Source organism: Sphingobacterium sp. UBA6317 (assembly GCF_002440385.1).
Classification (GTDB): Bacteria; Bacteroidota; Bacteroidia; order Sphingobacteriales; family Sphingobacteriaceae; genus Sphingobacterium; species Sphingobacterium multivorum.
This window is the reverse complement of the sequence record NZ_DJTD01000046.1, coordinates 477,034-489,203: the sequence shown is the minus strand read 5'-3', so window position 1 is coordinate 489,203 and position 12,170 is coordinate 477,034. Positions and strand designations below refer to the sequence as shown.

Annotated in this window: 11 protein-coding genes; 3 read left to right on the top strand and 8 right to left on the bottom strand. The window is 40.8% G+C overall.

Features of this window, described 5'->3' with window-relative positions:
* Window positions 1-1,344: 1,344 nt before the first annotated feature.
* The 5 genes from B3E92_RS17020 to spt are packed head-to-tail and all read right to left on the bottom strand — an operon-like array spanning window position 1,345 to window position 5,769.
* A complete protein-coding gene (locus tag B3E92_RS17020) occupies window positions 1,345-1,743 on the bottom strand; it encodes a GtrA family protein (protein WP_112374843.1) in 399 nt (132 codons plus the stop codon).
* A gap of 2 nt (window positions 1,744-1,745) precedes the next feature.
* Window positions 1,746-2,438: a CDP-alcohol phosphatidyltransferase family protein gene (locus tag B3E92_RS17015; protein WP_070561220.1), complete on the bottom strand. Its 693-nt coding sequence runs from the start codon at window positions 2,436-2,438 to the stop codon at window positions 1,746-1,748.
* Window positions 2,439-2,447: 9 nt separating this feature from the next.
* Window positions 2,448-3,440 (bottom strand): NAD-dependent epimerase/dehydratase family protein, encoded by a 993-nt coding sequence (locus tag B3E92_RS17010; RefSeq protein ID WP_286897612.1) that lies wholly within the window; start codon window positions 3,438-3,440, stop codon window positions 2,448-2,450.
* Window positions 3,437-4,558 carry a hypothetical protein gene (locus B3E92_RS17005; protein WP_286897610.1) on the bottom strand — a complete coding sequence of 374 codons (1,122 nt, stop codon included), beginning with the start codon at window positions 4,556-4,558 and terminating at the stop codon, window positions 3,437-3,439. Before B3E92_RS17005 ends, B3E92_RS17010 begins: the two co-directional genes overlap by 4 nt.
* A gap of 11 nt (window positions 4,559-4,569) precedes the next feature.
* Complete coding sequence (gene spt, locus B3E92_RS17000) at window positions 4,570-5,769, bottom strand: serine palmitoyltransferase (RefSeq protein ID WP_046672730.1); 1,200 nt, start codon at window positions 5,767-5,769, stop codon at window positions 4,570-4,572.
* Between the two features lie 411 nt (window positions 5,770-6,180).
* Between spt and smpB the strand changes: the two genes are divergently transcribed.
* A complete protein-coding gene (gene smpB, locus B3E92_RS16995) occupies window positions 6,181-6,636 on the top strand; it encodes an SsrA-binding protein SmpB (protein WP_046672731.1) in 456 nt (151 codons plus the stop codon).
* A 1-nt stretch (window position 6,637) separates the two neighbouring features.
* Here the strand turns inward: smpB and B3E92_RS16990 are convergent, their stop codons facing one another.
* Window positions 6,638-7,540: an AraC family transcriptional regulator gene (locus B3E92_RS16990; protein WP_046672732.1), complete on the bottom strand. Its 903-nt coding sequence runs from the start codon at window positions 7,538-7,540 to the stop codon at window positions 6,638-6,640.
* A 175-nt stretch (window positions 7,541-7,715) separates the two neighbouring features.
* Between B3E92_RS16990 and B3E92_RS16985 the strand changes: the two genes are divergently transcribed.
* Both B3E92_RS16985 and B3E92_RS16980 read left to right on the top strand, forming a co-directional pair.
* The gene (locus tag B3E92_RS16985; protein ID WP_070561223.1) at window positions 7,716-9,218 is read left to right on the top strand and encodes an aldehyde dehydrogenase family protein; all 1,503 of its coding nucleotides are present in this window, start codon (window positions 7,716-7,718) and stop codon (window positions 9,216-9,218) included.
* A 120-nt stretch (window positions 9,219-9,338) separates the two neighbouring features.
* The gene (locus tag B3E92_RS16980) at window positions 9,339-9,713 is read left to right on the top strand and encodes a DUF779 domain-containing protein (RefSeq protein WP_046672734.1); all 375 of its coding nucleotides are present in this window, start codon (window positions 9,339-9,341) and stop codon (window positions 9,711-9,713) included.
* A 91-nt stretch (window positions 9,714-9,804) separates the two neighbouring features.
* Here the strand turns inward: B3E92_RS16980 and B3E92_RS16975 are convergent, their stop codons facing one another.
* Both B3E92_RS16975 and B3E92_RS16970 read right to left on the bottom strand, forming a co-directional pair.
* Window positions 9,805-10,206 (bottom strand): acyl-CoA thioesterase, encoded by a 402-nt coding sequence (locus B3E92_RS16975; RefSeq protein ID WP_070561224.1) that lies wholly within the window; start codon window positions 10,204-10,206, stop codon window positions 9,805-9,807.
* Between the two features lie 68 nt (window positions 10,207-10,274).
* Window positions 10,275-12,098, bottom strand: coding sequence for a MutS-related protein (locus B3E92_RS16970; RefSeq protein WP_115046637.1), 1,824 nt, complete (start codon window positions 12,096-12,098; stop codon window positions 10,275-10,277).
* Window positions 12,099-12,170 lie beyond the last annotated feature (72 nt).

The following is a 12,170-nucleotide window of genomic DNA, read 5'->3' as shown; positions in this document are numbered from 1 at the left end:
TCCCTTAAACCCTTCTTTTTTTTCATGGTTCCTTCTTTTGAAGTAACCGTCCCTCCCTTGCGGAGTGGTGCAAAGATAGGGAGTTTATAAACAAACTTCCAAGCCTTTTGTTCTTATTTATTTCATTTTCCCCTTAAATGCCTGTAACGGTGCGAGATTATTTTTGTAAAACAGGTGATCGCAGGGCTGGGATGGCGGATTTCTGGGCAGAATGCGGCGGGGAGCCGGGTTCTAACCTGGACATCGCAGGGAACCGGGACTTGGTGCAGGCTCTGCAGCGGAAACATGGATGGACATTGTATTGTTCGATCTGCCTAAGCTCGGGATCACTATGGTAGGCCGCTCGGCTCAATGCCAGTTAAAGACGGTGCGCACAGGCGCAGCCGACAGAGGGCGAGTCAGCCATAGCCGATGGACGGGAACGGGCGGATACTGGTAGGACCGGAATACCTCCTTTTATAGCGATACTTTCTCACCCTTTTACTTAGGTTTAGTTTAGGTTTTAGTTAGGTTTTGTTTAGGTATAATATAGCTTATAGCTAAACAAAACCTAACCTATTGCTAAGCTAAATATAAACAAAAGCTAAACTAAGGAATAAAGAATACTCAACTCTTCCCTAGTTAGCGCTAACTAGGGTTCCGGTTGGGGATAGGACTCCGGCTGCTGCCCAAGCTCTGCGGGAACCTCCCAGCTTCCTTCCCCCCGGCTTCGTACCATGGTCGGGGCAGATTTGCCCTGCAACCGTGTTGAGTCAGTGTTGAGTCCGTGTTGTCTCCGACTCTAAGCCCGCACTCACCCCGCTGCCAAAACGGGCAAATGACGCTCCGAACGCGGCCATGTCCCCCGGATGCCCCTAAAAAAGGGCAACGCCAATCGGAACCGCAGCCGAAAAACTCCCAGCAACGCTACAACACGAAAACAACTCGGAAAAACACGGTATAAATACAGAAACAACAACAATTCAAGGGTTCAACATCAGACTGGGGAATACCCCAATTTAACGATGGAGCGGAGCAGCCTTTGCTTCGGAATACCAACTCAAATGACAAACTAGCTTAGAAACGGATAAACATATAAGGATCCATATTATCATATAGCCAACACAAAAAATGTAAGGCCAACGACCAAAGTCTCATTTGGCACAGCACCGGACAATAACATAGATTCACAGAAATACAACAGGGATGGGCTGTCAAACAACCTTCTTTTGATTTAGAGCGATAACTAAACTAATATCCTGCTAAACCGAAAAATGGTAGCAAGAGATTACGCGAAATCGAAAGAATCGGAAAACAGAGATGGAAAAGAAAACAGCTAAAGTTGATTCGTAAAAAAGAAGGAAATTATGATTTCTCCTCAGCTTTAAAAACCCAAAAACGCTGAAGCGTATAGTTGAAGCCCAAAGAAACAAGCAACTCAACAACCAGTTTCGAAAACAAAAAGTTTACATGATATACATCGACCAGAAAATGAATTCCGGTAGACTTCAATGTGATACTACCACAAACGACGATCACAAATTTCCATAACTGACTGCCGACAGACTTTTGCGTGCTACCGAAGGACCAGTATCGATTGATCAAAAAATTAACAACAGCACCAAGGCTACCACTAATTACATTGGAAAAAGGAGCACTGATATGAAGTAGCTTATAGCAAGCAGAGTATACTCCAAAATCAAACAATCCGCCTAAAAAGGCGGAGAGTTGGGCTTTTAAAAAAGTAATAACTTTTGAAGACATCGTTAAATAGCCTCCTCCTGTTGTTTTTTCAGTTTATCCGCTTTATCTTTTTCATCGCCTAATTTAAGAAGTAGGCGTGTATCATTTGTATTAATTATAAAAAGTGCGATACAAATTAACAGTACACACCAATTAATAGACCCAGGCATTAAAACTTCAAATAACATAACCAATGAAATAATCACCCGAATTTCAGTAGGCCCCAAAATTCCGGCGTCTATCGTATACTTATCGGTAATTCTATACCTGAGCTGAGAAATAATCATTGCCCAGCCATACAATGCGACCAATGTAAATCCCAGATACTTAAAATCACCCACGGTATACAGCACATACCCCAATCCTATAAAAACCGTACTAATCCAATCCATTACAATATCCAACGCGAAACCGTACCAGCGACGGGATTTATTACGGTAGAATGCGATACGACCATCTAATGAATCACCAAACCACTGCACAAAGAAACCAGGGATCCCTAGAAGCAAATAGCGAATATCAACATATTCAGCCAAGATAAAACTCCCCAATATCATTAAGGAGCCTAAAAATCCAATTGCCGTAAGTCCATCCGAGGTAATCCAATTTGGAATTCGAGGTACGAGGTACGAAATAAGTTTTTGTTCGGGTTCACTTAAGATATTTGTTCTCTTTCTATCCTGAAAAAGTTTTTTATTTATTTTTAACTCACTCATTATCTGCGATTATAGCCATTTATTTTCTTTATACCAAGCCAATGCCTCCATTAAGCCTTTCTTCAAATCATATTTAGGTTGGTATTGTAGCTGACGTTGAGCCGCCGAGATATCACAGCCCCAGTTTTCAGCTGTAAGTTCATTCAGTCGCTCCGGATATAGCACAGGTATTGCTTTAGATTTTTTATACAATCGTTCAAAAATAACCGCGATAGTCTTCACGACACCAAAAGGAATATGCATACGAATCATTTTCTTTTGGCTAAACTCTTTGAAAAATCTAGCCAACTCATAACGGCCATACACCTGCCCATCACTGAGGTTATACACCTGCTTTCCTCCTTGATCAAAACGACAGGCATGAATGATCGCCTGCACCAGGTCAGCAACATAAATAAAGCTAAGCTTTTGAGGAGAGCGGCCAACATAGGCATCCAGGCCGCCATTCATTGTTTTAAAAACAATAAAAATATCTTTTTCACGAGGGCCGTATACTGCAGTGGGGCGCAAAATCGTTAGTGGCTGATCTCTAAAATCATCCAAGGCGAGCTCCGCTTTCCGTTTACTACGACCATAGGCCGTAACAGGGCGATAGGGATTGCTCTCATCGATAAGGTTAGCATCGTAGCTAACAGGACCGATTGCCGCAAGACTACTAACGAAAACAAATCTTTTGATGGGAGTTTTTAAAGAAAAACAAGCCGATGCCAAGTTTTTTGTATAACCAACATTGACCTTTTCGAGATCTTCTTCGTGCTTGGCACGAGTCATTGCCGCAGCATGAACAACATAGGTATAGTTTTCCGCTTCCAGTAATTCGCTGATAGACTCTTCATCAGAGAAATCCGGATAAACAAATTTATCTACAACGGAGCGAATTTCTGAAACATCACTTGACTTCCTCACCGCGGCATGAACTTCCATCCCCCCCTCTTTCGCTGCTCTTGTCAAATGATAGCCTACAAAACCACTCGCTCCAGTGATTAATACTTTTTCTATCATAATGATTTTTGATACAAACGATAACGTTTGTACAATTCTCCATTCATTTGTTCAATAGCGTGGTTCATCATGTAATTATGCTCCAACATCCACGAACATTCGGCCCCCTCGATATTAGAATCTTTTGATTCCTTTATAATTCGGCCATACAGACATGCTTCAATACCAAGTTTACGATAGTCTTCTAACACCCCTAACATGAGTACCCGAAGCAAGTTTATTTTTTTCTTTCCAAATAACAATTTAAAAATACCCGTAGGAAGTAGACGTCCTCGCTTCACTTTGATAAGGATCTGATTGATATCGGGTATCCCTAGACCAAAGCCAACAAGCTCACCATCCTTCTCTGCAACGATGGCAAAACGCGGATCGAGAATCATTTTTAAATCTTTGGCCGTATAATTAAATTCGTCCTCTGTCATCGGAACAAAACCCGAATTCTTATCCCATGCTCTATTATAAATATCACGAACTTTTGCTGCCTCGTTTTTAAAATCCTTCACATTGAATTGACGCAATGTAATGCCAGATCTTTTCAAACGCTCTTCCAGTCTATCCAAAAGCATGACTGAACGTTTATCCGCCGACTTTTCCATGACCAAGTAAGCTCTCAAATCCACTTTATGTCCATAACCCGAATTGGTAATCAAGTCGATGTAATACGGTGAATTGTAGGGCATCATGGCTACTGGAGGCTTATCAAAACCGTCAACCAACAAACCAACGGTATCATTGGTTGATAAATTGATCGGCCCAACGATCGTATCCCCTCCTTTAGCTTTAACCCATTTCTCTGCAGTCTCAAATAACGCGTTTGCGACTTCTTGATCATCTATACAATCGAAAAAACCCCACTGCCCTTCATTCACATGATTGAAAGCATTATGGTTATTGTTCCAGATGGCACATATACGACCGACAATCTTATCGTTACGATAAGCTAGAAAAGGTTGTGCTTGGGAATGTTTATAAAAGGGATGCTTGTCAGGGGAAAGCAAATCGTTTTGTTCAAGAAATAAGGCAGGTACATAATTAGGATTTCCCTCATAGAGACTATGAGGGAAATCTATAAAGAGCCGTCTTTGTTTCTTTGTTTCAACGGGTATAATCTGAATCATACGATTAGATTTTATATTAATGTTTCAACTTCAGCTTGTTTGAATACTTTAACCATCTTCTCAATAGCCTCGTCGATTTGGTCATAAGTATGTGTCGCCATCAATGAAAAACGAATCAAAGACTCTTCTGCAGGAACTGCTGGAGAAACAACTGGATTAACAAATACACCATCATCTTGGAGCATTTTAGTTACCCAGAACGTTTTTTCATTGCTACGAATAAAGATTGGTAAAATAGGACTTTCCGTAGCACCTAGATCAAACCCATGATCCAGTAATTGTGCTTTGGCATAATCTGTGTTTTTCCATAATTTTTCAATATGCTCAGGCTCATTTTGAATAATTTCCAAAGCTTTCAATGTTGAAGCAACCGAAGCTGGAGTCATTGAAGCACTGAACATCACAGAGCGCGCATTGTGTTTTAAGAAATCGATCACATCTGCATCACCTGCGACAAATCCACCTAAAGATGCTAACGATTTACTAAATGTACCCATAATCAAGTCTACATCATCATTAAGCCCAAAATGAGAAGCTGTACCAGCTCCTTTGTGCCCAATAACACCTAAACTGTGTGCATCGTCGACCATTACTGCAGCATCAAACTCATTGGCAATCGACGTAAGTTCAGGCAAATTAACAATATCCCCCTCCATACTAAAGATACCATCCGTACAAATTAACTTCGCACTATCCTCAGGTAGGCGTGATAACTTAGCACGTAAGTCCTCCATATTATTGTGTCCGTATTTGATTACTTTGGAAAAAGACAAACGGCTACCATCAATAATTGATGCGTGGTCACGCTCATCCAACAAAATATAATCATTACGTCCCATTAGACATGACAAAGGCCCTAGATTTGATTGGAATCCTGTACTAAACAGAATAGCGGCTTCTTTACCTACATAAGCAGATAATTTTTCTTCCAGTTCCACGTGAATATCCAACGTACCGTTTAAGAAACGAGATCCAGCACATCCAGTACCATACTTTTCCAAAGCATCTTGCGCTGCTTTTATAATACGTGTATCAGTCGTTAACCCTAAATAAGAGTTAGAACCAAACATCAACACACGTCTACCATCGATTTTTACTTCGGTATCTTGTTTTGATTGAATAGGTCTAAAATAGGCATATAAGCCCTTAGCTTTCAACTCCTCAACAATCTTAAATTGCGATATTTTCTCGCCTAACTTTCCTTTACTCATGCGATAAAAAGGTATTTCTAAAACTATTTCTAACTTTTAGATGTTATTGTAACAAACAAAATTATCGAATTGGACTTTTATATAAAAAACTCGGTCTCCGACTAAAAATCTGCTATATCCACAATGTAAGTTGAAATGCTACGTTGTATATATTCACAATAATTCCAAAAAACGTTGCAAACATACGAAAACATAATCTGACTTTCACTTAAATTTAGTCATATTTTTAACACATCGCCCAAAACAGTTAATTTTATTTTAATACTCCGCTAACATCCGCCCCACACAATTCTACTTTAAAATAAGACAATTTTAATAATTATATTTGCGAACTTTAAATTATCCTATAATTAGTTACATTTAGGTTCATTGCAATAGCAATGGTATAGACTTACTAATATACAACAATATATGGCTTTATCTTCAGATATCAATATAAAAAATAAAAAAGCTTCTTTTGAATACCACTTACTGGACAAGTACATTGCAGGAATTCGATTATTGGGTACAGAAATAAAATCCATACGCGAAGGAAAGGCAAATATTAACGATAGTTTCTGTAGTTTTTTTGAGGACGGATTATACATCCGTAACATGCACATTGCCGAATATTCCATGGGATCTTTCTATAACCATGAAGCAAAACGCGACCGTCAACTGCTATTGACAAAAAGAGAATTAAAAAAACTGAAAGAGAAAGGGGAAGAACGTGGTTTTACCATTGTACCCCTACGCATCTTTATCAGTGCCCGGGGGTTTGCCAAAGTTGAAATTGCCTTGGCACAGGGTAAAAAAGATTTTGACAAACGAGAAAACATCAAAGAAAGAGATGTTAAACGTGAGCTTGATCGCGTGATGAAATTTTAGGTTAACGCGCCAGGACAAATGCGCCTGGCGTCATGCCTACCCTGCTTTTAAAAAGCCGAACAAAGTAGTTGACATCATTAAATCCTGCCCCATAGCACGACTCCTTTACATTACGGGTGAGTAAAAGCATCTTTTTTGCCTTCTCGATACGCTGTTGGATCACATACTCCATTGGACTAAGTCCAAGTTCACGGTTAAACATCCGCGTAAGGCTCGCTTTGCTCATGTGAGCAGTCCGCTCCAATAGACCAATTGAAATTTTCTCGGTAATATGTTTCTGAATAAATTCCTGCACGTGTAACAGTACTTTGTTGGGCGACTTCCCAATTTTTAATGCCATCATCGACTGTGACTGAAGTAGCCGAATCGTAAGCTCTTTAAAGGTCAGATCTGCAAGCACATCTTTCAACGGATTTTCACTAATAATGATCTGAAACAACTTGTTCACCAGATCGGCAAGCTCAGTCGAATTGTACAGGTGAAAAAACTCCGGATCAAGCCGCCATTGATTGACATGTTCTTTTGGATAAAACTCATTTAGATAATCTAAGACTGCTGCTATCTTCTCTCTATGAATTGTTAAAGCGGTACACTGCGTGGGCTGGTCGAGGGTCGCTTCTGGAAAATCAATATGCATAGCCACCGATGCAGGTAACACCATCATCTGACCGGGCAGATAGTCAAAAGCCTTTACATTCTCCAAATGCATGATTTTTTTACCCTGGATCATATTAATCATAACCAAATCATCAAAACATAAAGGTACATGCTGCGATATCCGATATGTTTCGTAGATATTAAGCTCCAAGCTATCTAACGTAAATGCGCGTCGGTTCTCCACTAATGTGCTGAGCTCCCCCTTCCGCGAAAATGGCAATGTATGAATCAGCGTCCTATTTTCCATAGTGCAACAATTAAATATAATTGGCAGTCAATCAAATATAATAAATAAAATAAACTATGAGCGAAAGTTATGTGCCACAATTGTGCTATGTTTTGGATCAATTCTGCTACACCATTGAATAATTGCTGGCTAACTTTGATAAGAAGGGATTAAAAATAATTAATAAATAAACCATATGAGCGCAATCAAAAGACCATCGTTCAAAGAACGATATGACAACTACATTGGTGGTAAATTTGTCGCACCAATTCAAGGAAAATACTTCGATAATATTTCGCCGGTAGATGGAAAAGTGTTTACTCAAGTTGCCCATTCAACAAAAGAAGATCTGGATCTCGCTGTCGACACCGCCGCTAAAGCTTTTGAAACTTGGGGACAAACCTCGGCTACAGAACGAAGTATTATCCTCAATAAAATTGCTGACCGCATTGAAGCTAATTTAGAATATATCGCCGCCGTTGAAACGATAGACAACGGAAAAGCGGTACGTGAAACATTAAATGCCGATATCCCATTGGCAATCGACCATTTCAGGTATTTTGCTGGTGTAATCCGCGCTGAAGAGGGGTCCATAAGCGAATTGGACAGCAATACAGTGTCACTGATTGTACACGAACCAATCGGAGTTGTTGCACAGATTATTCCATGGAATTTCCCGATTCTAATGGCCGTATGGAAACTAGCTCCGGCCCTTGCCGCAGGGAACACCGTCGTATTAAAACCTGCTGAAAGTACACCCACATCCATTCTTGTCCTTATGGAGATTATCGGTGATCTGATTCCTGCCGGAGTAGTCAATATCGTTAACGGTTTCGGCGCAGAACTTGGTCGTTCTTTGGTCACAAACCCAAAGGTTTCCAAAGCAGCATTCACTGGTTCCACAGCAACTGGACGTTTGGTTATGCAATATGCGACTGAAAATATCATTCCGGTAACCCTAGAATTGGGTGGGAAATCGCCCAATATTTTCTTTAGTTCGGTTATGGATGCAGACGATGCATTTTTGGACAAAGCAGTGGAAGGAGCCGTATTATTCGCACTCAATCAGGGCGAAATTTGTACCTGTCCTTCTCGTTTACTGATCCAGGAGGACATATATGAAAAATTTATCGCTAAAGTAGTCGATCGGGTTAATCAGATCAAAGTGGGCGATCCATTAGACCCAACAACAATGATGGGTGCTCAGGCATCGAAGATCCAAAAGGACAAAATTATGTCCTATATTAAACTTGGCAAAGAAGAAGGGGCCGAAGTATTGACCGGCGGTGATGAAAACAATGTCGGTGCTGGTTTTGAAGAAGGCTACTACATCAAACCTACCCTATTCAAAGGCGATAATAGCATGCGTATTTTCCAGGAAGAAATCTTCGGCCCCGTGTTGGCAGTCACCACGTTCAAGGATGAACAAGAAGCAATTGCTATCGCCAACGACACCATGTATGGTCTCGGAGCAGGTGTATGGACCCGAGATGCACATCAGCTTTATCAGATCCCACGTGCCATACAAGCAGGACGTGTTTGGGTAAATCAGTATCACTCCTACCCAGCGGGTGCCCCATTTGGCGGATACAAACAATCAGGAATTGGACGGGAAAACCATAAAATGATGCTTGCCCATTACAGACAGGCTAAAAATATGTTGATTTCCTACAGTAAAGAAAAACTTGGTTTCTTTTAACTGAAGCGTACCGGGTATTCTTTTCGAACAGCTAGATACCCGAGTTTAGGGGGAGCAAATGCTGCCCCTTCAGCTGAATTTCCTATTCGTCAATGCTAAAACACATAAACGAATTTCACCATGATCAATAGACTAGACATCACTGAAAAAGCCAGGGAGCTCATTCATGAACTTGAAGCGAAGCATGGTAAATTAATGTTTTATCAGGCCGGAGGTTGCTGCGAGGGTACACAGCCACAGTGTTTTGAGGAAGGAGGTTATTTTCCTAGGACAAATGACGCCATGATCGGATTAGCCGAAGGATATGAGTTTTGGGTGGATCGGGATCTCTTTGAATATTGGAAACATGCGCATTTCACACTCGATGTGCTGGATGGATTTGGTCCGGGGGGATTCTCATTGGAAACCCCACTGGGTAAAACTTTCAAAGTTCATTATCGTTTATTTACAGCCGAAGAACTTAACGACCTCAGCCCAATCAAGAGAAACGAATGACAAAAAGGGTCGCATTGCAATCTGCGACCCTTTTCCATGTTATAATTTTAAAAAAATCTCTCTCGAGTTTCCGCATTCGGAAGCTAAAATTTCATTCAATATCCAAGCCTTCAAGGACTGGAATTGGCTGTCTGTTTTCATCAAGGGCAACAAATGTAAAAACACCCTCAATGGCCAATTCTCTTCCTTCCTTGTACATATGTTCCAAAAATATGTCGACCTTCACCTTCAAGCTGGTCCGGCCTACATTTTGAACCCGCGCGACCGCTTCAATAATACTTCCGGAAGGAATTGCCTTATTGAAGTCAATACGGTCTGTCGATACAGTCACCAACGTTTTGCGGCAAAATCGTGTCGCAGCCATAAACGATACTTCGTCCATAATGGACATTGCCTTGCCGCCGAATAAAGTATCGTGATGATTTGTCAAAAACGGAAACACGGTCGTGCAAACATGTGTTTCTGATAAATCAATACGTTCTTGTAAAGTCATTTATTGTTTTATTTAGTGGATTTAAGAGGAGACAAATGTAAACCAATCTAGCTCCAGTTCCGTCATTTTTATTCCATATTTTCGTCAATATCCACGCCTATACCTTTCAATAAGAGCGACGCATTGAATATCTTACATTCCCCTATCTTCAGCTTATAATCAAACAGCATCTGCCCCGCATCAACACGAATGTCAAAATGATAATTTTTGATATCTCCCGGGAATTCCTCTTGTAAACTGGACAGTTGTAAGTCGTGTGTAGCCACCATACCCTTACCGTCCAATCGAACCAGTTTCTTTATGATTGCACGGGAGCCAAGATATTTGTCGACTGAATTTGTTCCACGAAGCATCTCATCGATTAGAAAAAAGCTATCGCTATGTACTGAAACTGTATCCAATATAAATTTCATCCGATTCAGTTCTGCTTTAAATGTCGACGTACTTTCATTCAGGTTATCCTTGATGCGCATATAGGATATTAGTTTGTAAATCGGGAGCTGAAAAGAAGTCGCTGCAACCGCAGCTCCGGCATAAGCCAAAATTGCATTAATACCTACTGTCCGCAGAAATGTACTCTTTCCAGCCATGTTTGAACCTGTTACCAAAGCAACACGATGATCTATACTACTGTAATCATTGGCGACGACCTGACTGCTTGGGATCAGTGGATGATATAACCCTTGCGCGTCAATCTTATTTTCCAGCGGATTATCCAAAATTACTGGATAACTATAAGACGAATGGTTTCTCTTCCAAATAGCAAGACTAGTGACAGCCTCCACCTTAGCCAAGGTATCGAATGAATTCAGAATCTCGTTTTCGTATTTATTCTTCCAATCAACAATAGCCAATACTTGTCTAAAGTCCCAAAGGAGAAATAGGTTTAGAAATAGCCCAACAAAGACATTATTCCGTGCGTCCAAGTTGTTAATAAGACCAGCGAGTTTTTTAAAGGCAAAGGAAATGGATGCTGTTCCCCGGTTTTGTTTTAGCTCTCCGGCGATCTCCTGCATAGCAATAGACTTCCATGCGTGGTCTTCGATCGATTGAATCGCATCTGCATATGATCCCAGCACGCCACCAATTTTGTCTATTCGCGACGAGAACATACTCACACTTCCTGCTTTGGCCAATGCCCAAAGAATATGAAATAGTCCTATCAAGGTTGCCACTCCAGCCAATTTTGGCACGAAAAAGCTGCCCGCTAAAACGACCAAAAATAAAACAGGGCCTGCTTTGATATAAAATCGCATAAAAGCATTTCCGAATTGAAAATTTCGGTCTTGAAAGTAATTTGTCAAAAATGCCTTGATATCCAATTTATGGTTCAGATTGGCCAAGAGCTTTGCCTGAAAATCCCATATCCATTCGGATTCATTTTCGAGTTCCTGTGATGCTTCTTGATTGCGTTGAATTTGATTGCTTTGGAGAGGCGCATCAAGCCAAGAAGCCAAAAGATCAATCCCCTGTTTGGTCGTTGCCCGATTTATCTGCGCGAATAAGGAGTATGTGCCAAAGATATCCATATCGGAGCTATAAGGATGAGCTCCGTTTTCGAAATGCTCACCATGGTCATACATGTTTAGTTTCCCTTCTGCTAGGGCCTGTTCATTTGCCAAAACTTTCAAATAAGCTTCAAAATAGTTCTTCTGAAGCTCTAACTGGCTCTGCTTCCGCACCAGATAGGCAAATAGGAACAATAGTCCAAAAAAGCAGAAAAAAACCAGCGGAAGGCTTTCCAGTTGAAAGGTATAAAATAACAACGCTCCGCCACCGAGTATCACAAATAGCCGCGACAAGCTGAGCGTGTTGACTTGTTTATTTAATTTGACCACAGTTGAAGCGGTTTCGCGATGCTTTTGGTCATATTGTATTGCAGTTGGCGTCATAAGGTGAATATTTATTCTTTCACGTTCATTTCAATTTAATCATGGCTATTTTGCATCTGCTCAAGAAACAAG

Bases quoted from the DNA above. Each gene is read 5' to 3' on its own strand.
- B3E92_RS17020 (WP_112374843.1), bottom strand. From the start codon at position 1,743: ATGTCTTCAAAAGTTATTACTTTTTTAAAAGCCCAACTCTCCGCCTTT.
- B3E92_RS17015 (WP_070561220.1), bottom strand. From the start codon at position 2,438: ATGAGTGAGTTAAAAATAAATAAAAAACTTTTTCAGGATAGAAAGAGA.
- B3E92_RS17010 (WP_286897612.1), bottom strand. From the start codon at position 3,440: ATGATAGAAAAAGTATTAATCACTGGAGCGAGTGGTTTTGTAGGCTAT.
- B3E92_RS17005 (WP_286897610.1), bottom strand. From the start codon at position 4,558: ATGATTCAGATTATACCCGTTGAAACAAAGAAACAAAGACGGCTCTTT.
- spt (WP_046672730.1), bottom strand. From the start codon at position 5,769: ATGAGTAAAGGAAAGTTAGGCGAGAAAATATCGCAATTTAAGATTGTT.
- smpB (WP_046672731.1), top strand. From the start codon at position 6,181: ATGGCTTTATCTTCAGATATCAATATAAAAAATAAAAAAGCTTCTTTT.
- B3E92_RS16990 (WP_046672732.1), bottom strand. From the start codon at position 7,540: ATGGAAAATAGGACGCTGATTCATACATTGCCATTTTCGCGGAAGGGG.
- B3E92_RS16985 (WP_070561223.1), top strand. From the start codon at position 7,716: ATGAGCGCAATCAAAAGACCATCGTTCAAAGAACGATATGACAACTAC.
- B3E92_RS16980 (WP_046672734.1), top strand. From the start codon at position 9,339: ATGATCAATAGACTAGACATCACTGAAAAAGCCAGGGAGCTCATTCAT.
- B3E92_RS16975 (WP_070561224.1), bottom strand. From the start codon at position 10,206: ATGACTTTACAAGAACGTATTGATTTATCAGAAACACATGTTTGCACG.
- B3E92_RS16970 (WP_115046637.1), bottom strand. From the start codon at position 12,098: ATGACGCCAACTGCAATACAATATGACCAAAAGCATCGCGAAACCGCT.